The 22,982-nt window shown below is 40.9% G+C and carries 19 protein-coding genes and 1 tRNA gene; 13 read left to right on the top strand and 7 right to left on the bottom strand.

All coding sequences use genetic code 11. The features are described 5' to 3' along the window. Positions 1-47: 47 nt before the first annotated feature. The 3 genes from aqpZ to hemH form a co-directional block, all read right to left on the bottom strand. On the bottom strand, positions 48-767 hold the full coding sequence (aqpZ, locus tag V2H41_RS09820) for an aquaporin Z (RefSeq protein ID WP_330974980.1): 720 nt from the start codon (positions 765-767) through the stop codon (positions 48-50). A gap of 109 nt (positions 768-876) precedes the next feature. After that, positions 877-1,440: a CopD family protein gene (locus V2H41_RS09815; RefSeq protein ID WP_330974979.1), complete on the bottom strand. Its 564-nt coding sequence runs from the start codon at positions 1,438-1,440 to the stop codon at positions 877-879. Positions 1,441-1,474: 34 nt separating this feature from the next. After that, a complete protein-coding gene (gene hemH / locus V2H41_RS09810; RefSeq protein WP_330974978.1) occupies positions 1,475-2,521 on the bottom strand; it encodes a ferrochelatase in 1,047 nt (348 codons plus the stop codon). Positions 2,522-2,837: 316 nt separating this feature from the next. On the opposite strand from hemH, the gene hemA reads away from it, so the two are divergent. The 11 genes from hemA to V2H41_RS09755 all read left to right on the top strand — a co-directional run bounded on the left by hemA (position 2,838) and on the right by V2H41_RS09755 (position 15,298). Further along, positions 2,838-4,079 (top strand): glutamyl-tRNA reductase, encoded by a 1,242-nt coding sequence (hemA, locus tag V2H41_RS09805; RefSeq protein ID WP_330974977.1) that lies wholly within the window; start codon positions 2,838-2,840, stop codon positions 4,077-4,079. Continuing rightward, a complete protein-coding gene (gene hemC, locus V2H41_RS09800; RefSeq protein WP_330974976.1) occupies positions 4,079-5,029 on the top strand; it encodes a hydroxymethylbilane synthase in 951 nt (316 codons plus the stop codon). Before hemA ends, hemC begins: the two co-directional genes overlap by 1 nt. Positions 5,030-5,093: 64 nt before the next feature. Then, the gene (locus tag V2H41_RS09795; protein WP_330974975.1) at positions 5,094-5,780 is read left to right on the top strand and encodes a uroporphyrinogen-III synthase; all 687 of its coding nucleotides are present in this window, start codon (positions 5,094-5,096) and stop codon (positions 5,778-5,780) included. Further along, positions 5,780-6,823, top strand: a complete 1,044-nt coding sequence (hemE, locus tag V2H41_RS09790; RefSeq protein WP_330974974.1) for a uroporphyrinogen decarboxylase — start codon at positions 5,780-5,782, stop codon at positions 6,821-6,823. The genes V2H41_RS09795 and hemE overlap by 1 nt, the downstream gene beginning before the upstream one ends. Positions 6,824-6,854: 31 nt before the next feature. Continuing rightward, positions 6,855-7,793 (top strand): oxygen-dependent coproporphyrinogen oxidase, encoded by a 939-nt coding sequence (gene hemF, locus V2H41_RS09785; protein WP_330974973.1) that lies wholly within the window; start codon positions 6,855-6,857, stop codon positions 7,791-7,793. Between the two features lie 52 nt (positions 7,794-7,845). Then, positions 7,846-8,835: a porphobilinogen synthase gene (gene hemB / locus V2H41_RS09780; protein ID WP_330974972.1), complete on the top strand. Its 990-nt coding sequence runs from the start codon at positions 7,846-7,848 to the stop codon at positions 8,833-8,835. 50 nt (positions 8,836-8,885) lie between these two features. Next, complete coding sequence (gene hemN, locus V2H41_RS09775) at positions 8,886-10,250, top strand: oxygen-independent coproporphyrinogen III oxidase (protein WP_330974971.1); 1,365 nt, start codon at positions 8,886-8,888, stop codon at positions 10,248-10,250. A 9-nt stretch (positions 10,251-10,259) separates the two neighbouring features. Continuing rightward, the gene (locus V2H41_RS09770) at positions 10,260-10,793 is read left to right on the top strand and encodes an STM3941 family protein (protein WP_330974970.1); all 534 of its coding nucleotides are present in this window, start codon (positions 10,260-10,262) and stop codon (positions 10,791-10,793) included. Between the two features lie 31 nt (positions 10,794-10,824). Further along, a complete protein-coding gene (gene hemL / locus V2H41_RS09765) occupies positions 10,825-12,117 on the top strand; it encodes a glutamate-1-semialdehyde 2,1-aminomutase (protein ID WP_330974969.1) in 1,293 nt (430 codons plus the stop codon). A 69-nt stretch (positions 12,118-12,186) separates the two neighbouring features. After that, entirely contained in the window at positions 12,187-14,928 is a 2,742-nt protein-coding gene (locus V2H41_RS09760) for a family 78 glycoside hydrolase catalytic domain (protein WP_330974968.1), read from the top strand. 58 nt (positions 14,929-14,986) lie between these two features. Continuing rightward, a complete protein-coding gene (locus V2H41_RS09755) occupies positions 14,987-15,298 on the top strand; it encodes a c-type cytochrome (protein WP_330974967.1) in 312 nt (103 codons plus the stop codon). Positions 15,299-15,362: 64 nt separating this feature from the next. On the opposite strand, the gene V2H41_RS09750 is transcribed toward V2H41_RS09755, so the two are convergent. The 3 genes from V2H41_RS09750 to V2H41_RS09740 all read right to left on the bottom strand — a co-directional run bounded on the left by V2H41_RS09750 (position 15,363) and on the right by V2H41_RS09740 (position 16,724). Beyond that, positions 15,363-16,013 (bottom strand): NAD(P)-dependent oxidoreductase, encoded by a 651-nt coding sequence (locus V2H41_RS09750; RefSeq protein WP_330974966.1) that lies wholly within the window; start codon positions 16,011-16,013, stop codon positions 15,363-15,365. Positions 16,014-16,051: 38 nt separating this feature from the next. Then, positions 16,052-16,462, bottom strand: coding sequence for an Rrf2 family transcriptional regulator (locus V2H41_RS09745; protein ID WP_330974965.1), 411 nt, complete (start codon positions 16,460-16,462; stop codon positions 16,052-16,054). 187 nt (positions 16,463-16,649) lie between these two features. Further along, positions 16,650-16,724, bottom strand: a tRNA-Val gene (locus V2H41_RS09740). A 203-nt stretch (positions 16,725-16,927) separates the two neighbouring features. Between V2H41_RS09740 and V2H41_RS09735 the strand changes: the two genes are divergently transcribed. Further along, positions 16,928-18,424, top strand: a complete 1,497-nt coding sequence (locus tag V2H41_RS09735) for an APC family permease (RefSeq protein ID WP_330974964.1) — start codon at positions 16,928-16,930, stop codon at positions 18,422-18,424. A 198-nt stretch (positions 18,425-18,622) separates the two neighbouring features. Next, positions 18,623-22,156 carry a chromosome segregation protein SMC gene (smc, locus tag V2H41_RS09730; RefSeq protein ID WP_330974963.1) on the top strand — a complete coding sequence of 1,178 codons (3,534 nt, stop codon included), beginning with the start codon at positions 18,623-18,625 and terminating at the stop codon, positions 22,154-22,156. A 126-nt stretch (positions 22,157-22,282) separates the two neighbouring features. On the opposite strand, the gene V2H41_RS09725 is transcribed toward smc, so the two are convergent. Then, entirely contained in the window at positions 22,283-22,975 is a 693-nt protein-coding gene (locus V2H41_RS09725) for an outer membrane beta-barrel protein (protein WP_330974962.1), read from the bottom strand. Positions 22,976-22,982: the final 7 nt, after the last annotated feature.

Genomic DNA, 22,982 nt, shown 5'->3' with positions numbered 1-22,982 from the left:
CTCACATACGGGATTTTTTATTGGCAATGGATAGGAGATGTGATTAATTAACTGTTTGCTTCGGTATCGGAACGTTGTAACAGATACTTATAAATTAATCCTCCTACAATACCTCCTAGGATCGGCGCTACCCAAAACAGCCAAAGTTGTGACAGTGCTGTACCTCCCACAAACAAAGCTTGAGAGGTAGAACGAGCGGGATTTACCGATGTATTGGTAATAGGAATGGAAATAAGATGGATTAGTGTTAAAGCTAGGCCTATGGCAATACCTGCAAATTTGCCATTAGCCCATTTATCTGTAGCTCCCAAAATGATAATAAGGAAAAACGCCGTTAACAAAAACTCGGCAAGGAAGGCAGCCCCAAGGGAATAACTTCTGCCGTGATAGCCAGGCATGTCATAAAAATTGGTTGCAAATGCTCCCGGCCCTTCTTTTGAAAAAGCTCCCGCCCCGTTTAAAATGATGTACAGAGCACCAGCTGCAAGGATGGCCCCAACCAGTTGGGCAATAATGTAAGGTAGCAGTTCTTTTGCAGAAAACCTGCCACCGGCAAGCAATCCAAACGATACGGCGGGGTTGAAGTGTCCTCCGGAAATGTGGCCTACAGCATAAGCCATAGTTAGCACCGTTAAGCCAAAGGCAAGTGATACGCCAAGCAATCCGATACCGATGTCGGGTACACCAGCAGCAAATACAGCGCTACCGCATCCCCCAAATACGAGCCAAAATGTGCCGAATACCTCGGCGAAAAGTTTTTTACTCATAGTTATAAGATTTTGTTTATATTCTTAAAATTAAGAATATTCTAAAATATGGTAGTAATATATGTGGGTTGATATGAGTAACTATGAGGGTGCGCCCGTTGTGAGTAATTTATTGTGCGGATTTATTACGAATGCGCTTGTAGATTTTAATGGCCAGCATTAATGCAATTACCAGTAGTGCGGTTCCTACCAGTCCCCAGAACAGACTGATGCCTTGTTTCACTACGACCAGCATTACGATGCATATTAGAAAAATAGTGGCTAGCTCATTCCACATGCGTAATTGCTGGGAGTTCAGTTTAAAAACACCCTTTAGTTGTTGTTTAAATATAACATGAGTGGCAATGTGATAAGCGTAGAGAAAAAGTACGAGGCATAATTTTAGCGTCAGCCATATGCCCTCTGATTTAAAAAGCAGATGAAACCAACCACCTTTAAATAAAACGGTCAATCCCAATAGCAAAGTGAGAATAGCCGAGGGCCAGGTAATACCATACCAAAGTCTTTTCATCATGATGCCAAACTGTGTTTGCAGTACAGTTCGGACTGCTACAGGCTGTGTATTGGCTTCTACATTATAAATAAGTAGCCGCGGCATATAAAAAAGTCCGGCAAACCAAGTTACCACAAAAATGATATGTAGGGCTTTGAGGTATAAATAGGCACTAGACATCCTGCAATAGCAATTTATGGACGGGTAAATTACACTATTTTATCACATTTTCGAACGGGCGTTCAATCGCTTCTTCTATGAGCTGTAACAAAGTGGTTACCCACAGCTCGTTTGTGTTCAAACAGGGGATATAGTCGTATTTTTCTCCGCCACTTTCCAGAAACTCCTCCTTGCCTTCTTGTTCTATTTCTTCCAGTGTTTCCAAACAGTCTGATATAAACGAAGGGCATACGATTTTCAGCTTTTTTACTCCTTCTTTGGGTAGTTCCTCCAATCTCTCTTGGGTACTGGGCAACAGCCAGGGATCACGCCCCAAGCGGCTCTGAAAAGCTACGGCCCATTTATCGCGGCTGAGACCGAGTGCTTGAGCTGTGAGTTTCGAGGTTTCTAATACATGATGACGATAACAGGTAAGATGCGATTCCGGGTCGTCGCAACATTTTTCAGGATCTTCAAGATCATGTTGTACACCCTGTTTACCGGTTTTGTATATATGTGATACCGGAATACCGTGATAGCTGAAAAGCAACTGATCGTATTCGTCGCTCAGATAAGGTTGGATACTTTGCGCCAATGCATGAATATAAGCAGGGTGATTGTAGAATGGAGGAACTGTTTTCAACTTAAAACTATAGCGATATTTAGCATGAATGGTTCGCATATACTCCACAGCTGTTTCCCAGCTACTCATGGCATAGTGAGGGTATAGCGGCACAATGATCACTTCTTCCAGATCCGGATTTGTTGCCAGCAAATTGTCGTAAGCAGTTTTAGGATGTGGCTTACCGTAACGCATAGCAATTTCTATGGGATATGTAGTCTTGGGCTCCAGAGCTTCTTTTAAGCGACGCGTAAGTACAATGAGTGGTGAGCCTTCTTTCCACCATATGGATTGATAGGCTTTTGCCGATCTGCCTGCTCTGATGGGAGTGATAATACCCCGTACCAGCAATAAGCGAAGCAAATAAGGCTTGTCGATTACGCGTTTATCCATCAAAAACTCATCCAGATATACTTTTACGTCTTTTCTACTTGTAGAGTCTGGAGAACCTAAGTTTAGTAAAATAATTCCTCTTTTCATTATTGGCTAAATGTGCTTATGCAACCGGATATCCTTTTATAACTCTTTCTTATGGGTGATGATGTCATCGGGAAGCATTTGGCCATAAAAATATACGGCTCAATAATAATATGATGACATACGAGGCGCAGGACAGCCAAGGTTTCATTGCATAGTGTAATAATTTTTGCGAAGGTACTAAATTGTTCTTTCTCCTTGGTGATTGGGAATTTCATGATCTTGGTCAGGAAAAACGATGATATTGATGATTATGACTTCTACATGACAATATTATGACGATGGAATAAAGAAGCTTCTATACTTTTGCACCACTCACATGTCTGCGGAAGAATTTCATATTTCAAAACAGGTGCTTGATAGGTTTTGTGTAGCGGGCATCAACTATCTTAAAGCTGATGTTGCGACACGTGGTCTATTTTCCATCAACAACGAAGGATTCGCCCAGCTTGCCAAAGATGCTAAAGCTGCAGGAATCAAAAGTGTTTTCGTTTTATCTACATGTAATCGTACAGAAATTTACGGTTTTGCCGAGTCGGTGATGCAGTTAGTACATCTGTTACTGAAACATTGTAAGGCCGACGAAAAAACGTTTTTCGAATATGCTTATTTGAAAAACGGCAATCATGCGTTGCAGCATCTTTTTCGTGTAGCGTCAGGACTGGATTCGCAGATTCTGGGTGATTATGAGATTCTCGGTCAGATTAAAAAATCCGTAGATCTGGCTAAAGCCCATGGCGTGATTGGCCCTGTGATGGACCGTACACTCAATTTTGTGTTTCAGGCTTCTAAAAAAATTAAGACTGATACCGAGCTGAGTAATGGTACGGTTTCTGTTTCTTTTGCGGCTATCGAATTACTGCAGGCGATTACACATATTAATTCTAAAAAAATACTGGTGATAGGCGCCGGAAAATTTGGTGCCAATGTGTGCAGAAATCTGATTACTTATTTTCCGGGTGTAACGGTAACTGTGATGAACAGAACCGATGAGACCGCCTCGGCTTTGGCAGCATCCTGTGGCATTCATTTTCTGGGATACGATAAAAAACAGGAAGCCATCCGTCAGTCGGATGTGGTGATTGTATGTACGAATGCCAACGAGCCTACTATCTTACCCCAACATTTTGCAGAAGGGGAGGAGCAGCTGATTCTGGATCTTTCTGTACCGGCTAATGTACATCCCGCCGTAAAGCAGATTAAGGGTAAGCGTGTAATTGATGTGGATGAAATTTCCACCGAAATATTGGACAAAACCCTGGCGCGCCGCCGAGCAGAAGTGCCTAAGGCCGAAGCAATCATTGAGTACTACACCCAAGAGTTCTGGCAGTGGCTAAAAGATTACAGGTATGTACTCCATTTAAAAACTTGGAAGAGTAAGTTACAGGAATTGGATCGTTTACAATTGCATACCTGTGAGTTTGCTAAAGACGCTTTATTAAAGCAGCAAACCGAAAGAGCGCAAAAAGCAGTTAAAAAGCTAGCCGTTAACCTTAAGACCAAAAATGATAAGGGCTGCCAGTTTATCAATTTGATTAATGATTACCTGCAAATGTCCTGATGCAAACCAATCATATCCGAATAGGAACACGCGATAGTCAGTTGGCCGTATGGCAGGCCTCACTCGTTAAACGTTTACTGGAACAGAATGGCCATAAAGCCGAGCTGGTTTATATTAAAAGCGAAGGCGATATAGACCTGACCACCCCTTTGTACGCTATGGGGGTACAGGGCGTATTCACGCGCAGCCTCGATATTGCATTACTGAACAATAAAATCGACATTGCTGTTCATAGCATGAAGGATGTTCCGGTGCAATTACCTCAGGGGATTGTACAGGCTGCTGTATTGAAAAGAGCCAGCCATAGGGATATATTGGTACATGCTGGTAGGCTGAGCGAGGATACTATCCGCATATTGAAAGCAGGCACTCCTTCCGAAGAAGCTTTTATCATTGCTACCAGCAGTATTCGTCGTAAAGCACAATGGCTCCACCGTTATCCCAATACTACTATAGAAAATCTGCGCGGCAATGTCAATACACGTTTGCAAAAAGTAGCCCAAAGCCAATGGCATGGGGCTATATTTGCTGCTGCAGGTTTGGAACGCATTAGTCTTCGGCCAGAAGAGAGTTTGGACCTGGACTGGATGCTACCCGCCCCTGCACAAGGTGCTATTATGGTAGTTAGCCAAGCAGATAATAATTACGCATTGGAAGCTTGTGCTCCCCTTAACGATGTGCCTACTGCTGTTTGTGTAAAGGCAGAGCGTGATTTTTTAACTGCATTAATGGGGGGATGTTCTACTCCTATCAGTGCGTTGGCACAAATGAAGGAAGATAAAATACTTTTTAAAGGCAATATTGTTACACCTGACGGTAAAGAAAAAGTTGAAGTAGAAAAGATCTTTAGTTTGCAAGAGGCAACACAAGCAGGAACTATTGCGGCTACGGAATTATTAAAATATGGCGGTAGTAACATAGTGAACAAGCTATCTGATAATCCGCATTAAGTATAGTTTTGGATTAGTTGTAGGGGTATTTAGGAAACGAATCTGCATAGGAATATTATTGTAGGTGCTTCACAAAATTGGAAAAGCATTGATGGATGTATTAAGCACAAGAATGCTGGAACCTGTATTGTTGCAGGATGCTCAAGCAAAAGGAATACGAATAGACTGCATTCCTTTTATTGAGATACGCCATCGTTCAACTTCGGATATTGTACAACAACTAGGGGATCTTAATTCCCGAGATATTTTCGTATTTACCAGTCAGCATGCTGTACATGCTGTGATGGAACTGATAAAAAACTTGTATAATAAAACCTATTGCATTGAGGGAGTGACAGCAGATACTGTACGTAAGACTACCCTGAATATTCGTGCCACGGCCCCGTATGCAAAAGAGTTGATTAAGTTGATTGAAATCGATCGAGAAGCACACTATTACTTTTTTTGCGGGGATAAAAGACTGCCCACTATTCCGCGATTCTTACAGCAAAATAAGCTTCGCTTTTCGGAGATCATCTGTTATGAAAATATCGCTGTTCCTCAAAAACTGCACAAGCAGTACGAAGCTATCATGTTTTACAGTCCATCCGGTGTGGAAAGCTATTTTTCACTGAACACTCCGCAGCCTAGTCAGAAGTACTATTGTATAGGCTCCACAACCGCTCAGGCTTTGTCGAAATATTGTAAGGAAAATATTATCATCGCAGAAAAACCGGAGATCCGTGCGATGCTTGAAAAAATAAACGGATAATGAGAAGAGACAGTAATTTGAAAAATGATTTATTAGTAAGAACCTTATTAGGCGAGCAAACCGAACGTACTCCAGTGTGGATGATGCGTCAGGCCGGGAGATATTTGCCCGAGTATATTCAGTTGCGTGAAAAATACTCTTTTTTTGAAAGATGTAAAACCCCGGAATTAGCCTGCGAAATTACACTGCAGCCGGTGGATATTGTGGGTGTAGATGCAGCCATATTATTCTCAGATATTCTGGTAGTACCTGAGGCCATGGGTATGGAAGTGCAGTTGATTGAAAAGCTTGGTCCGTTATTACCACAACCAATCAAAACTACACAAGATTTAAACAGGATTTGTGTACCTGATGTTCACGATCGTCTACATTATGTGTTTGATGCCATTAAGCTAATTAAAAAAGAATTGAATGGACGCGTTCCTTTGATTGGTTTTGCAGGAGCTCCGTGGACCTTGCTTTGCTATATGGTTCAAGGAAAGGGAAGTAAAACTTTTGATGAAGCTAAGGGGTTCTGTTATCAGCAGCCTGAGCTGGCGCATCAGTTATTGCAAATGATTACGGATACCACTATCGCTTATTTGAAAGGTCAAATTGCAGCAGGTGCTGATGTGGTGCAGGTCTTTGATAGCTGGGGCGGATTATTAAGTAAAAAAGATTTTGAAATTTTCTCATTGCAATATATCAGACAGATTGTGGCGGCGGTGAATGATGAAGTGCCTGTTATCATTTTTGCCAAAGGTGCATGGAGTTCTTTGCCCGAAATGGCTGCTGCCGGTGCACATGGATTGGGTATCGATTGGTGTATTGAGCCGCAAATGGCACGACAACTGGCGGGTAATAATGTCGCATTGCAGGGGAATTTTGATCCTGCTAAACTGCTTTCACCTATACCTGTAATAGAGAAAGAGGTAAAACAGATGTTACAGGCTTTTGGACCTGGTAAACATATCGCCAATTTGGGACATGGTATTTTGCCGAATATACCGGTAGAGCATGCCAAAGCTTTTGTGAACACCGTAAAGGAATATTGCTTTCAGTAAAAAGTATAGGTATCGCAACAAATTACAGAAAATGAAACACGAAACATTTAGAGAGAGATGGGTGCAATACATATACGGTCTTCAGCAGACAATTTGTGATGCACTGGAACAGGAAGATGGAGCGGCCAAATTTAAGGCCGATAAATGGGATCGTGATGAAGGAAAAGGCGGTGGAGGCATATCTCGCATTATGGAGAATGGCAATGTTTTTGAAAAAGCCGGAGTGAATATTTCAGCAGTATACGGAAGCTTGAGTGAAAAAATGAAGCAGGTCTTAAATCTGCCTGCCGCTGTTGAGGATGGTGAGTGGTTTGCCTGTGGTCTCAGTTTAGTATTGCATACACAAAATCCTTTTGTACCTGCAGTACATGCTAACTGGCGCTATTTTGAACTAACCGATAAGGATGGAAAAATAATAGATCGCTGGTTTGGAGGTGGTGCCGATATCACGCCTTACTATTTGTTTGAGGAAGACATCTGCCATTTTCATGGTGCTTTTAAAAATGCTATAGAACCTTTTGGTGAAGATTTGTATCCGAAGTACAAGCAACAATGCGACGAGTATTTTAGTAATAAGCATCGTGATAATGAGATGCGTGGATTAGGCGGTGTGTTTTATGATCATCTGCGAATGAAAGATGAAGCAGAAGCGGAACGTTTGTTCGATTTTCAGCAGGCAAACGCCCGTGCATTTCTAGAGGCCTATCTGCCTATTGTGAAGAAAAGGAAAAATACACCTTACACCACAGCACATAAAACATGGCAGGAAATTAGACGCGGTCGGTATGTAGAGTTTAATTTACTACATGATAGAGGAACAGTATTTGGGTTAAAGACGAATGGTCGTACAGAAAGTATTTTGATGAGCCTGCCGCCCACCGTGAAATTTATTTACAATCATCAGCCGGAACCGGGCAGTGAAGAAGCAAAACTGCTAGATGCTTGTCGCCATCCGAAAGACTGGGTTTAATGTGCTGCGTAATGAAACATCTATCATTTGAAAAATAAAATACTTACATAAAATGTATCTTCAAAAACGCAATAGAATACTCCGTAAATCAGCAGCTATCAGAAGCCTAGTTGCTGAAACAGTATTAACACCCAATGATTTTATTGTTCCCTTATTCATTGATGAAGGTGAAAATATAAAAACAGAAATTCCATCTATGCCGGGTTATTATCGGTATAGTCTCGATCTTATTATTCTGGAAGTTAAGGAATTATGGAAGCTAGGAATTAAGTGTGTGTTATTGTTTGTAAAGGCCAAAGATGAGGTTAAGGATAATACAGGTAAAGAAGCTTGGAATCCTGATGGTCTCATGCAACGTTCTATTAAAGCCATTAAAGATGCTGTTCCGGAAATGTTGGTGATGACTGATGTGGCATTGGACCCTTATTCTATTTATGGGCATGATGGTATTGTAGATATGGAGAAGGGTGTTATTCTAAATGATCAAACTGTAGAAGCATTAACACTCATGAGTCTTTCACATGCCGAGGCCGGAGCAGATTTTATTGCACCCAGCGATATGATGGATGGTCGTATTGGCGCTTTCAGGAAAGCATTGGAAGAAAATGGCTATACGGATGTCGGTATCATGAGCTATAGTGCAAAATATGCCAGCTGTTTCTATGGACCATTCAGAGATGCGTTAGATAGCGCTCCCGGATTTGGCGATAAGAAAACATATCAAATGAACTATGCCAACCGTATTGAAGCTATCAACGAAACCCTGCAAGATGTAGAACAAGGGGCAGATATTGTGATGGTAAAGCCGGCTATGGCTTACCTAGATATCATTCGCGAAGTGAAAAATGCTGTGACCATTCCTGTTTCGGCTTATCATGTGAGCGGCGAATACGCAATGATTAAAGCAGCCGCAGCTCGAGGTTGGGTGGATGAAAATAAAGCAATTATCGAAAGCCTCACTGCCATTAAGCGCGCTGGCGCAGATTTGATTGCTACTTATTTTGCCAAGGATGCAGTGAAATTGTTGTCAGAAAATTTATAATGAGCTGTACAGCTACGGCTTTGTATATTGAATATATGCGCTAATGAATTATGGACGCTCATCTTATCAATAAATACAATATCCCGGGGCCTCGATATACCAGTTATCCTACTGTTCCATATTGGGATACGGATTTGTTTACTGTTGATAGATGGATAGATACTTTACAAAGAAGTTTTGCCGAAACTAATAATAACTCAGGCATTAGTGTTTACATCCATCTACCTTTTTGTGAGAGTCTTTGTACATTCTGTGCCTGTCATAAGCGTATTACCAAGCAACATAATGTTGAGGCGCCTTATATCGATACATTGCTAAAGGAATGGCAAATGTATTGCGATGTATTAGGTAGTCGTCCTCAAATAAAAGAGCTGCACTTAGGCGGAGGTACTCCTACATTTTTTAGTCCCGAAAATTTAAAAAGACTTATCGAATCTCTCTTTGCATCGGCAGATATTGCAGCTCAGCCCGAATTTAGTTTCGAGGGGCATCCTAATAATACTACTCAACAACATCTAAAAGCGTTGTACGAATTGGGATTTCGCCGAGTGAGTTTTGGTGTGCAGGATTATGATCCCCGTGTGCAAAAAACTATTCATCGTATTCAACCTTTTGAAAAAGTAAAAGAAGTCACCGAGGCAGCTAGGAATATCGGTTATGAAAGTATTAGTCATGATCTGGTGTTTGGATTACCACATCAGACTTGGGAAAGCATGAAGAACACGATTGAAAAGACTAAGCTGCTTCAACCCGACCGAATTGCATTTTACTCGTATGCTCATGTGCCTTGGATTAAGGGAGTGGGACAACGAGGATTTGGCGAGAACGATCTTCCTTCGGCAGAATTAAAGCGTGCTTTGTACGAGCGAGGAAAGAATTTACTTGAAGAGAAAGGATATGTGGAAATAGGAATGGATCATTTTGCTTTGCCTAGCGATAGCTTGTATAAGGCTATTCAAAACAAAACGCTCCATCGCAATTTCATGGGCTATTCCTCATCATACACTCAGGTGATGATTGGGTTGGGCATGTCTGCTATTAGTGATAGTTGGTATGCATTTGCGCAGAATGATAAGTCTGTGGAAGCTTATACAGCTCGCGTAAAGGAGGGTAGATTGCCCGTATTTCGAGGCCATATTTTAAGCGAGGAAGATCTTGTAGTACGTAGGCATATCTTAAATATCATGTGCAATCTGGAAACATCTTGGAAGGAAAAAGCAATGCAGCTACCCGAAATTCCCCAGATTGTGAACCGCCTTCAAGAAATGCAGCAGGATGGACTAGTAACGTTGAAGAAAGATGGATTAAAAGTTACAGAAGCAGGAAGAGGATTTGTGCGGAATGTTGCTATGGCATTTGATCTGAGGTTACTTAGAAAACAACCCGAAACCAGAATATTTTCAATGACGGTATAAACTAAGTATATGATTATTGAAATACCCATTAACAAATCTAAAGCAGCAAAACAGCTGATTTTATTTTCGTTATTACTATTGCTCTTTGTTATAATGGTTGTGCAGCCACAACTGTTTGTGAAAGGAACGAAGTATGGTTTTGTAAAGATAACCGGCTTTATCGGCACTTTTTTATTTACGATTATTACCGCTATTTTGGCACAAAAGGTATTTAATAAAAAACCAGGATTGATAATCGATAATAACGGTTTTGTCGATAACTCGCTTGGCGTAATGTTTGCAAAAGTGCTTTGGAGAGATGTAACAGAAATCAAGCATGTGCAAGCCTCAGGAGAAAACTTTATAGTGATATACATAAAAGAACCCGAAAAGTATATAGCCGAAGAACGGCATTCTTTGAAAAGAAAAATGCTGGAGTTGAATTATACAACGCTAAAAACGCCCATAAACATAGCCGCCGGTAAGTTGAAGGTTGATTTTAATGAGTTGCTGAACATGATGAAAAGAAAATACGAGGAGTTTGGTAAAGAAATTGCAAACTAGCTGATTTTATAATTGTAAAAAGAACATTGATATGTATAGTTACGAGACAAGTAAGGCTTTGTTTGAAAGAGCACAGCATTCTATACCCGGAGGCGTTAACTCTCCGGTACGTGCTTTTAAAAGTGTAGGAGGCACACCGTTATTTATAAAAAAAGCCAAGGGCGCTTATTTGTATGATGAAGATGGCAATCAGTATATCGATTATATCGCTTCTTGGGGCCCGCTTATTTTAGGGCATGCTTATGAGTCAGTTGTAAAAGCTATTCAGGAGCAAGCCACATACTCCACCTCATATGGTGCACCTACGGAGCTTGAAATAAAAATGGCAGAGCTGATAAAATCACTGGTGCCAAATGTGGATTTGATTCGTATGGTAAGTAGCGGTACTGAGGCTTGTATGAGTGCACTGCGAGTGGCTAGAGGTTATACAGGCAGAAACAAGTTTATTAAATTCGAAGGATGTTATCACGGCCATGCCGATTCTTTTCTGGTGAAAGCGGGTAGTGGTGTAGCAACTTTCAATATACAAACAGTGCCGGGTGTTACTGCCGCCATAGCAAACGATACGTTAACCTGCGCTTATAACGACCTCGAAGCGGTAAAGCGTCTGGTTGCAGAACATCCTAATGAAATTGCCGCAATTATTGTCGAGCCAGTGGCGGGCAATATGGGCTGTATTTTGCCTCAGCCGGGCTTTTTGGAAGGATTGCGTCAGATTTGTGATGAAGAAAAGATTGTGTTGATTTTTGATGAAGTAATGACCGGTTTTCGCTTAGCTTTAGGTGGTGCACAGGAAAGATTAGGTATTAATGCCGATTTGGTAACATATGGTAAAGTAATTGGTGCGGGTATGCCAGTAGGTGCTTTCGGTGGAAAAAGAGAAATAATGGAAGTGGTTGCGCCCTTAGGTAATGTATATCAGGCAGGCACATTAAGTGGAAATCCTATAGCAATGATCGCCGGGTATACTTTGTTATCTGAGCTTAAAAACCATCCCTCTCTGTTACAGGAATTAGATACCAAAACAAAATATCTAAAAGATGGGTTAGACAAAGTTTTGAGCGAATGGGGGCACCCTTATACTATTAATCATTTTGGTAGTATGATTAGTGTCCATTTTAGCAATAAGCCTGTTACCGATTTTGCAAGTGCGGCAGCATGTGATATTGAGTTGTTTAAAAAGTTTTTCCACGCTATGTTGCAGCGGGGTGTTTATCTACCGCCTTCTGCTTTTGAAAGCTGGTTCCTTAATAATGCATTGAGCTACGAAGATCTGGATAAAACGATAGAGGCAGTACGTGAAAGTCTTAAAACAATATCTTAATAATAACGCAGCCGATATAAGTGTGATGCCTAATTTTGTCACTTATATGGGTATTCAAAAATATTAGTTGTGCGTTATATTACGATTGCTTGCCTGTTACTACAGAGTTTTATTTTATTAGGTCAGTCCTTAAGGGTCACCGCGCTACATTGCGAGTATGTGATTACTCCTTTGGGAATCGATGTCCCGCAGCCCGTACTTGGCTGGAAATTGGAAAGTGATCAATACAATAAATCGCAATCAGCTTACGAAATAGAGGTGGCATCATCCCTACAATTAATTAATCAAGGGAAGGCTGATATGTGGCGTTCAGGAAAAATAAAATCTCGGCAAAGTATTGGTATTGTTTATCAAGGCCGCACCCTGACTTCTTTTTCCAGATATTATTGGCGTGTTAGAGTGTATGATGAAAAGGGGTTGGCATCTGGATGGAGTGATATTACTTGGTTCGAAACGGCAATGCTTCATGCCACTGATTGGAAGGCGCACTGGATAAATGATGGTAAAAAGATCCCGGAAAAGGATGAAGATTTTTACAAGGAAGACCCCATGCCGGTATTCAAGAAAGTGTTTACAACAGATAAACAGATTCGCTCTGCACGTCTATATATCACCGGTGCCGGATATTACGAAGCGTATCTCAATGGTAAAAAAATAAGTGATGATGCACTAACGCCCGGTTGGACCAACTTTGATAAGCGCATCTTGTATAGAACCTATGATGTAACAGCGTTAGTAAGCTCCGGTAAAAATATCATAGGTGTGCAAGTGGGCAACGGCTGGTATAATCCACTACCGATGCGTTTCTGGGGCAAATACAATCTTCGCGATGCATTAACAACAGGTCGCCCTTCTGTAATAGCTCAGTTACGGATAATGTATGTAGACGGTACGATAAGTGAGATTATTACAGATCATAGCTGGCAATATCAGGAGGGGGCTGTGATAAAGAATAATGTATACCTAGGAGAGACTTATGATGCACGCAATGTTACCCAATGGCTCTCTGATACTGAAATGCACAATGGCAAACAGGCTATGGTTGTTGAGGGCCCTAAAGGCAAACTAGTGGCTGACCTACAGCCCCAAGTTAGAGTAAAAAGAATTGTTAAACCCGTTGCCATTAATGAGGTATCAAAAGGAGTATATGTTGCAGATATGGGAGAAAACTTTGCAGGTGTCGCTCAAATCAAAGTAAATGCGCCGCGCGGAACCCGTATATCGCTACGTTACGGCGAGGATGTGTATAACGATGGACAGTTGAATGGTATGACGACGGTGGCAGGACAGATCAAAAAAGGAAACGGAGGACCAGGCGCTCCCCCTATAGCTTGGCAACAAGACTGTTATATTGCTGCAGGAAATGACATTGAGGTATGGAGTCCAAGATTTACGTTTCATGTATTTCGATATGTAGAAATAAAGGGATGGCCTGGAGTTCCTACTCCTGACGATATTAGCGGACTGGTTATGCATGCCGACGTATCTGTTAGCGGTGCGTTTGAATGTTCAAATGACTTATTTAATAAGATACAAGAAAATGTACTGCGTACTTTCAAAAGCAACATTTTCAGTGTACAGTCTGATTGTGCAGGAAGAGAAAAATTTGGTTATGGTGGAGATCTGTTTTGTACACTAGAGTCTTTCTGCTACAATTTTGATATGCATAATTTTTACCGAAAAGTATTGCAGGATTTTGAGGACGATCAACGCCCTTTAGGGGGTATACCCGAAACGGCTCCTTTTGTAGGCTTACATGATAAAGGGCCGGGAGATCAATCAGGGCCTTTAGGCTGGCAACTCGGATATCCCTATCTTGTAGAGAAACTGTATGAATTTTATGGGGATAAAAGAGTAATTGAAAAACATTACGCTTCTTTACAAAAACAGATTGCTTTTCTAGAAAAAAATGCTCGCGATTTTTTGTATGACGAGGATATCAGCGATCATGAATCTCTGGAAGAAAAACCGGAAGCCCTCACAGCTTCTTTATTTTATTACCATCATGCTATGTTGATGGAACGTTTTTCCCGCTTATTAGATAAAAATACAGATACAGAAAGATATGCCCGGCTGTGTGCACAAATTAAAGAAGCCATTCTGCATAAATTTTATAAAGGAGATGGTGTGTTTGATAATGGTACACAGGCTGCACAGATTTTCCCACTATGGTACGATATCATTAATACAGATGAAAAAAATCAGATTAGGGATAGAATGAAGGAGGCTTTTGAAAAAAAACAAAATCATGTGCATACAGGCATTTTTGCTACGAAAATGATGTTTGATGTAATGCGCAGGGAAAATGAACAGGAATTAGCTTACACTATCGTCAATCAAAAAGACTATCCAGGTTGGGGGCATATGATTGAAAAAGGGGCAACTACTATATGGGAAACCTGGAAGTATTCCGATAATGTATACTCACAAAACCACCCTATGTTTGGTTCCGTTACGGAATGGTTTTATCGCTCTATTTTGGGAATTAATGCTTCTGAACCGGCCTTTAGGAGTTTTAGTATAAAGCCTTTTATTGCTGATGATTTGAATTATGCTAAAGGCTATTATGACAGCCCTTATGGAAGAATTATTTGTGATTGGAAAAAAGAGCGTAATGATTTTATTTTAAAAGTTTCTGTTCCTGTCAATACAACGGCGTTGATTTATCTGCCTTGCCATGCTCAATATGCGCAACATGTAAAGGAGCTGATAACCAGTAATGTGCCCTTAAAGTATGTAAAGCGTGAAAAGAAATATCTGGTATTTAAAGCGGGTTCAGGAACCTATCAGCTACGAAGCATTCTAAAATGATGGGTAATATTTTCATAAATGGTGCACTTTTTGTATTAATACAATAAAGCCATGATTTATGAAACACCTATTCGTCATTCTAGGTATTGCTTTCGCGGTAGCTTGTACTCCTAAAGCTACTCCCGCTGCTACAGATGCAATCATTCCTACTTCGGAAAATGTTAGTAAAGACGCTGAAGTGATTAATGCTGGAAGTGTTATTTTCAATAATCAGTGCACTAAGTGTCATAAGCCCAAAGATGAGGCAGTAGCTTCTAAAACATTTGAAGAGCTGCGTCCAATATTGGCTTCTATGGTTAAAAAAGCTCGTTTAAATAGTGAGGAAGTGGACCAAGTGACAGCCTATGTAAATGCTCATGCAAAAAAATAGTTCGGTTTTTGAAAGAGGTATAAAAAACGACCTCATGATCATGAGGTCGTTTCATAAATCTGTTTCAATATGCCGCAGTAAAGCGTTGTCTTATAAACTGACCTTTCTCTAATTCATCGACTAATACAACCGCAACATCTTCCACTGATATTATACTGCGTCCGTTTTCATCAAATACCGGATTTTCTGTATTAGTTCGGTAACTGCCTTTTCTTTGTCCTGCTGTCGTGGGATTCATTTCTATAGCAGGAGAGAAGAAGGTCCAGTCCAGTGTGGTATTTTTTTTAATTTCATTTAGATAATCTCGCGCCGCTAATGCACCAGGTTTAAAAGCTGCAGGAAAATCTGGACCATCTACAATTTGTTTGCCGTCAATATACAAACTACCAGCACCTCCTACAACTATTAGTCTTTTAATACCCGCTTTTTCTACAGATCTTTCAATAATGCGTGAACCTTTAAGAAAGTCATCATACAGATTAGGGTTATCCCAGCCCGCATTAAATGTACTGATTACGGCATCAGCACCTTTTAGTTTTTCTATTAAATCATCTTCTGCGTATACATCAGCGCTGATCGCCTGAATTTTTTCATGCTGAGGAAGTTTTGAAATATCTCTAGCAATGGCTTTTACTGTATAACCTCTGTTTACTAATTCTGTAACTACTTTAGAACCTACAAATCCTGTAGCTCCGATAACTGCAACTGTGCTCATATGTAAATATTTAATAAGTTTTATACTTGATATAAATGTTATCCGAATTTCCGGGTAAATTCCTTTAATGTATATTGTTTCAAATATTGGACAACTGTTTGGTCAATTTGATTGTACAGTTTGTCTAGCTCTTTATTAATATTTTTGCCAACAGGACATTGAGGATTGGGGTTTTTATTTTTTTTGCCCAATAGGTCAGTGTGGCTTATAGCTGTAAATACTTCCGACAGTAAGAGGTCCTTATCTTTTTTAGCAAGTCTGCAACCTCCGTCCTTACCCTTTAACGATTCTACCAGACCTGCTTTCTTGAGTGCGGCTATTTCACGTCTCACTACCACCGGATTTACACCAATACTGCCTGCGAGCCATTCAGAAGCTATCCATTCCTCCTTATGTTTTGAGAGCAAAACAAGAATATGGATCGCTGTGGCAAATCGAGTATTGTTCATGAGATAAAAATACTGCAATTTTTTAAATGTAACAATTATTGTTACATTTTGGATGGTTAATCATAAACGCTGTAAAAAATGTCGTAGGAAGTAAAGGGCAATGCAGTGAGGGAGATAAAAGAAACAAGATGTTTGGGGGTGTGATTATAAACAAAAAAGCAGCTACAAATTGTAGCTGCTTTTTGAGTGGGAGTTGACGGACTCGAACCGCCGACCCTCTGCTTGTAAGGCAGATGCTCTGAACCAACTGAGCTAAACTCCCGTTATCTGATCCCATGCTCTCAAACGGGAGTGCAAAGATAAGGGAACAAATATCTACTTTCCAAAAAAAATCTGGGAAAATTTTTACATTGAAATGAAAGTTTTTTAGGTCTCGTAATACAGCATTTTGAACCTACAATTCGGCTTAAATATTTTGATTTTAGTAATTTCATCTTATCTTGTCTGTTATAACAAATCTTCAATATGTCTGCAGAAAAACTCAAACAGTCTCTAAGCCTTTTTGATGGAACTATGATTGTGGCTGGTTCCATGATTGGTTCCGGAATCTTTATCGTAACAGCCGACATGGTACGGAATGTGGGGAGTGCCGGCTGGTTGATTGCATTATGGATATTAACCGGTGCCATGACCGTTTTTGCTGCTATAACATATGGGGAGTTATCTGCAATGTATCCTAAAGCGGGCGGACAGTACGTGTATCTTAAGGAGGCTTACAATCCGTTTACGGGTTTTTTGTACGGATGGAGCTTTTTTTCTGTTATACAGACGGGTACCATCGCTGCCGTAGGAGTCGCATTTAGCAAATTTGCCGGTTATTTTATTCCAGCGCTTACTATGGCCGATGAAAATATTATTTTTCAGATAGGAGATTGGTTTAAGTTATATCCGGCGCAGCTAGTATCTATAGCATTGATTATTTTTCTTACCTATGTAAATACGCGGGGTATTCGGGAGGGCAAATTGATTCAGTCAATATTTACGCTTGCTAAATTGTTCTCGCTATTTGCATTGATTGTATTCGGCCTACTAATGGCGGCCAAGGTCGATATATGGAATGCCAATTGGGCTACCGGTTTTGATTTTAAGTTTACCGAGCCTGTAAGGGACGAGTCGGGCAGTCAGATTGGCTGGTCGGTATTTAAAGAGCCGGCTTCTATATTCTTAATGATCGGATTGATAAGTTCTGCTATGGTGGGATCCGTATTCAGCAGTGTGGCCTGGGAAAACGTCACTTTTATTGCCGGTGAAATAAAAAATCCTAAACGTAACGTGGGGTTGAGTCTTTTTCTGGGAACCCTAATTGTTACCATTGTATATGTGCTTACTAATGTAATGTACATTGCTGTATTGCCTTTATTTCCTGAAGCATCGGAAGCTGCTGCTGCCTTCCCTACCGAATCCGCAACTCCCAATGTTGCATTTCCGCTTCAGGATCGTGTAGCCACAGCGGCAGCATCTAACATTTTTGGGGTATATGGTACGGCTATTATTGCGGTAATGATTATGGTTTCTACATTTGGATGTAATAATGGATTGATTCTCACTGGAGCAAGAGTCTTTTATACGATGGCTCAGGATAAATTATTTTTACCTCAGGCCGCCCAGTTGAATAAAAATGCCGTACCTCAATGGGCACTCTGGGCTCAGGGCATCTGGGCTAGTATTCTTTGCCTAAGTGGCAAGTACGGAATACTGCTGGATTATGTAGTATTTATTACACTGGTGTTTTATATTCTTACAATTATCGCTGTATTCAGGTTACGCAAAAAACGTCCCGATGCCGAAAGGCCTTATAAAGCTTTCGGTTATCCGGTTATTCCTGTCATTTACATATTAATGGCCGGAACTATGGCGCTAGGACTGCTGATTTATAAACCGACCACTTCATTGGTGGGATTACTCATAGTACTGGTAGGCGTACCCCTCTATTACATCGCCATGCAAAAGCAGAAAGCCTAGCGGATTTTTATAATATATTAGGGGAAACTGCAGCAAAAGCAGATGGAAATGTAGAAACGCTACCTGTTGTTTATCAACTTTTAACGTTTGGATAAATATTTTTCCACAACCTTCCTATGCTTTCTGTGTATAAAACGAATGAATCGCTACCGTTACATAGTATATATTCGCCCTTACAATTAAAAAACGTTTTAAGCCGTGAGATTAAAGAGTCTGGAAATAAAAGGTTTTAAGAGTTTTGCTGATAAGACCATCGTGAATTTTGACCAGAATGTTACAGGTATTGTGGGGCCTAACGGATGTGGGAAGTCGAATATCGTCGATAGTATCCGTTGGGTAATTGGCGAACAGAAGATTAGTGCCTTGCGTAGTGAAAACCTCGATAGTCTGGTCTTCAACGGCTCCAAAACCCGTTCTGCTAGTGGTGTGGCTGAGGTGAGCCTCACTTTTGAGAACACAAAAAACCTCTTACCTACCGAATTTAATACGGTTCGTATTACCCGTAAATTTTATAAAAGCGGCGAAAGTGAATACCGTCTGAACGACGTACAATGTCGTTTAAGAGATATTCAAAACCTGTTTATGGACACAGGGATCAGTACCGATTCCTATGCCATCATAGCATTGGATATGGTGGATGATCTGATCCGTGATAAGGATAACAGCCGCCGCAAAATGCTGGAGCAGGCTGCAGGTATTTCTATCTATAAAACCCGAAAAAAAGAGGCTAAACAAAAGTTAGATGCTACTGAGCAGGATTTGAATCGTATCGAAGACCTACTTTTCGAAATCAACAACCAGCTCAAAGCGCTCGAGAGCCAAGCTAAAAAAGCTGAAAAATATCACGAAATCAAAAAGGAATATCGTGAGGTGAGCATTGAGTTGGCTAAAGCGGCACTAGAAGGTTTTAATCTTACTTATAAGGAACTGACCGAGCAGCAAGAGGTTGAGAGCGAAAAAGTACAACAACTGGAAGCTGAGCTGCAGGCCCAGGAAGCCGCATTGCAGGAGGAGAAAGACGCTTTTGTAGAGAAAGAGCGCGCATTGCAAAGTATGCAGCATGCTTTTAATGAGTTGCAGCAAAAAGTACGCACCAAGGAAGGCGACAGAAATCTGGCGGTACAGCGTCTGCAATATCTTAAGGAAAAACAAAACAGCTTACAAGAATTTCTGGATAAATCCGATGCCCAGTTAAAAGGTATCAGAGAAAGCATTGTTTTTACCGAGCAACAGATAGCAGAAGAAGAAAAAGCCTATCAAGGTTTGGTAGAGCAGCTGGAAAATTATAAAACAGAAGTAGAAGAGAAACGCGGGGTACTGGATTCAAGGCGTAATGCACTTGATGAAATGCGCCTAGAGAATCAACAAATACAGCGCAGCCAATTTGATGCGGAGAAGAAAGTAGCTATCGCCGATACTTCTATTCAGAACCTGCAGCACACCATACAGCAAATTGAGCAAGAGATAGAACAGCGTGCAGCTACATTTGAGACCCTCGAGGCGGAAAAATTACAAAAAGAACAATTGCTCAGCGAGCAAAAACAATCGTTGGAACAGTTGCAGGCGCATTATGAGTATACAAAGGAACAAATTCTGCAAACCCAGCAAATATTGGATGCGTTGCGTAATGAACTAGCCGAAGAAACCCGTAAGCTGGATGCCAAAAAGAATGAGCATGATTTGTTGAAGAGCATGATTGATTCCATGGAGGGCTATCCGGAAAGCGTGAAGTTCCTGCATCGCAATAAAGATTGGAATTACAATGCTCCGATATTATCGGATATTATCTATGTAAAAGAAGAATACCGTACAGCTCTCGAAAATGTACTGGAACCATATCTGAACTACTATATTGTGGAAAACCTACAGCAGGGAATGGAAGCCGTGCATCTGCTGGATAATCATAAAAAAGGCAAAGCCAACTTCTTCATACTAGATAAAATTCATGAGGCAGTTAGCGGATCCCCTACGCATACATTGGAAAATGCTATTCCGGCTTTAAGTGTTGTAGAGGTGGATGAAAAGTATAGTAATCTTGCCAGACACCTTCTAGGTAATGTATTTATAGCAGAAGGCGAGGAGGCTTTGAACAATTCCAACGGCTTTATTGTGATTGAAAAGAGTGGTCGTTATGTAAAAGGTAAGCATACACTTACCGGAGGAAGCGTGGGGTTGATTGAAGGAAAGAAAATCGGACGCGCAAAAAATCTCGAAAAACTACAGCAAGATATTGCTGCACAGGAAGCAGTAGTGCAAGAGCTGAAAACAAAAATTCAGACAAAACACAATGAGGTAATTGCTTTTAACGAGGATTTGAGAGAAAACGCCATAAAGGAAACCGAAAAAGCTATACAGGAACTATCGAACCAGGTGTTCTCTCTTCAAAATAAAATGGAGAATATTCAGGCACAGCAGAGTGCAGCCCGCAACAGACTGGACGACCTGAATGAGCAATTGCAGCAAACCCAAGCTTCGGTGGAGAGTGTGCGCCGCGAACTGCAGGAGTACAATGAAATGCTACAGCAAAATGCCAATAAGCTTTCTGAAACAGAAGAAGCTTTTCGTTCTGCACAAGGCGCCCATGAAGAAGCACTGAGCTACTACAATGAGTTTAATCTGAATGTTACACGTCAGCAAAGTAAAATCAATGCTCTTAAGCAGGAGCTGACATTTAAATGCAATCAGCTTGAAGAGCTGGAAAAGCAAATAGAACAAAGCACGCAACAGCTTTCCGGTACCAACGAGAACATCGCTCAGAATGAAGCTGCATTAGTAGCTGTTGAAGAAGAGCTGCAACAGTTAATGCAGGCACGAGAAGAAGATAAAAAGGTGCTGGATGATGCAGATCAAGCTTATTACAGTTTGCGCAATCAGCTAAATGAAAAAGAAAGCGAACTGCGGCAGAAGGCTAAGGAAAAAGAACAGGCAGAGCATTTGCTGATTGCTATAAAAGATAAGCTGAATGAGTTGAAATTACAACTAGCAGGAACAAAGGAGCGCTTGAATGTAGAGTTCAAAATTCAGCTGGAGGACATACTGGACGAGGCACGTACTACCGAAATCAGTGCAGATGAGCTGCAAGAAAAAGCCGATAGGCTGAAGAAACGTCTCGAAAATCTGGGTGAAGTAAACCCCACAGCTATTGAGGCTTTCACCGAGATGAAAAAGCGCTATGAGTTTATCGTAGAACAAAAGAACGACCTCATTAATGCTAAAGAGAGTTTATTAAAAACAATTGAGGAGGTAGAGTCTACCGCCAATCAGAAATTTCTGGATACTTTCAATCAGGTGCGTGAAAACTTTAAAAAGGTATTTAAATCGTTGTTTACTGAAGATGACCAGTGCGATTTGGTTCTTGAAGATCCGGATAACCTAGCCGAAACAGGTATTGATGTTATTGCAAAGCCTAAGGGTAAAAGACCTACATCCTTAACGCAGCTGAGCGGAGGAGAAAGAACCCTAACTGCTACCGCACTGCTCTTTGCCATTTATCTTATCAAACCGGCTCCATTCTGTATTCTGGATGAGGTGGATGCTCCACTGGACGATGCCAATGTGGGTAAGTTTACCAATATGATCCGTGAATTCAGTAACAACTCGCAATTTATTATAGTAACGCACAATAAAACTACTATGAGTGCCGTTGATGTGATATATGGTGTAACCATGCAGGAGCCTGGGGTAAGTAAGTTGGTGAGTGTAGACTTCAGGAGTTTGGCTGAGGCAGGGTAGTATGTGATGATGAGAAAATTGTTTTTTGTTTGTCTAGCTATAGATTAAAAGAATAAAGCCGCCTATTATCATATGGCGGCTTTTTGAATTTTCATGGATAAGTAAGTATATGGTAAGAAGTTTTAGTTAATGATGTTTCATTTTACTTTTCCAGCTCTTGATAGCCTCAGGAGTGATAGTAAAGCCCATACTCACACCAATATTGCGATGAGTGAAAGAAGAGGCGGCATCGTCTTCATATTTGTTTTCTACTAACCCGTGATAGTAGCTGATATCATGATTGACGTATAGCCCGTTGGTGATTCTAATAGTAACCCCTAACAAACCACTAGCCCCAGCATCTACTTTTGTGCTCATAATTTTTGTGGTTTTGAATCCGACAAAGGCTTCTTCATCTTCGTCCAGCAAGTAGCTTTTACCACCCACCAGAAATCCTACTAAGCCACCAATACCTATTCGAGGTCTGACCCTATTTGCCTGATCCCCGAAAGTAAAAATGGCATTCAGCGGAAGGCGTATATAATTCATACGCTGTACGGCTTTGCCCCCTTCTGTATTATTGTCTGATTTAAATGTAAAACCTTCTGTACTAAAAAAGCTACCTATTCCTATTCCTACATTGTCGCTTACATTGAACAGTGCCGAACGTCCCACCTGTACAGTGGGATGAAAAGCTCGCTTAAAAGCATCACTACGATTACCCACCGTCCAGCTATGGCCAATCATCACTTTATCGCTGATGGCAAATCCACGTTGTTGTGCTATGACCGCAATGGGCAAGCATAATAATAGCATTGCGGGGTAGAGGGGTTTTTTCATGATGTTT

It is taken from the genome of Niabella digestorum (assembly GCF_036409055.1).
Classification (GTDB): Bacteria; Bacteroidota; Bacteroidia; order Chitinophagales; family Chitinophagaceae; genus Niabella; species Niabella composti.
Note: the sequence above shows the minus strand (reverse complement) of the source record. Positions and strands in the feature narration are given on the sequence as shown.

Coding starts and splice junctions, on each gene's coding strand:
- aqpZ (WP_330974980.1), bottom strand. CDS start 767: ATGAGTAAAAAACTTTTCGCCGAGGTATTCGGCACATTTTGGCTCGTA.
- V2H41_RS09815 (WP_330974979.1), bottom strand. CDS start 1,440: ATGTCTAGTGCCTATTTATACCTCAAAGCCCTACATATCATTTTTGTG.
- hemH (WP_330974978.1), bottom strand. CDS start 2,521: ATGAAAAGAGGAATTATTTTACTAAACTTAGGTTCTCCAGACTCTACA.
- hemA (WP_330974977.1), top strand. CDS start 2,838: ATGTCTGCGGAAGAATTTCATATTTCAAAACAGGTGCTTGATAGGTTT.
- hemC (WP_330974976.1), top strand. CDS start 4,079: ATGCAAACCAATCATATCCGAATAGGAACACGCGATAGTCAGTTGGCC.
- hemE (WP_330974974.1), top strand. CDS start 5,780: ATGAGAAGAGACAGTAATTTGAAAAATGATTTATTAGTAAGAACCTTA.
- hemF (WP_330974973.1), top strand. CDS start 6,855: ATGAAACACGAAACATTTAGAGAGAGATGGGTGCAATACATATACGGT.
- hemB (WP_330974972.1), top strand. CDS start 7,846: ATGTATCTTCAAAAACGCAATAGAATACTCCGTAAATCAGCAGCTATC.
- hemN (WP_330974971.1), top strand. CDS start 8,886: ATGGACGCTCATCTTATCAATAAATACAATATCCCGGGGCCTCGATAT.
- V2H41_RS09770 (WP_330974970.1), top strand. CDS start 10,260: ATGATTATTGAAATACCCATTAACAAATCTAAAGCAGCAAAACAGCTG.
- hemL (WP_330974969.1), top strand. CDS start 10,825: ATGTATAGTTACGAGACAAGTAAGGCTTTGTTTGAAAGAGCACAGCAT.
- V2H41_RS09755 (WP_330974967.1), top strand. CDS start 14,987: ATGAAACACCTATTCGTCATTCTAGGTATTGCTTTCGCGGTAGCTTGT.
- V2H41_RS09750 (WP_330974966.1), bottom strand. CDS start 16,013: ATGAGCACAGTTGCAGTTATCGGAGCTACAGGATTTGTAGGTTCTAAA.
- V2H41_RS09745 (WP_330974965.1), bottom strand. CDS start 16,462: ATGAACAATACTCGATTTGCCACAGCGATCCATATTCTTGTTTTGCTC.
- V2H41_RS09735 (WP_330974964.1), top strand. CDS start 16,928: ATGTCTGCAGAAAAACTCAAACAGTCTCTAAGCCTTTTTGATGGAACT.
- V2H41_RS09725 (WP_330974962.1), bottom strand. CDS start 22,975: ATGAAAAAACCCCTCTACCCCGCAATGCTATTATTATGCTTGCCCATT.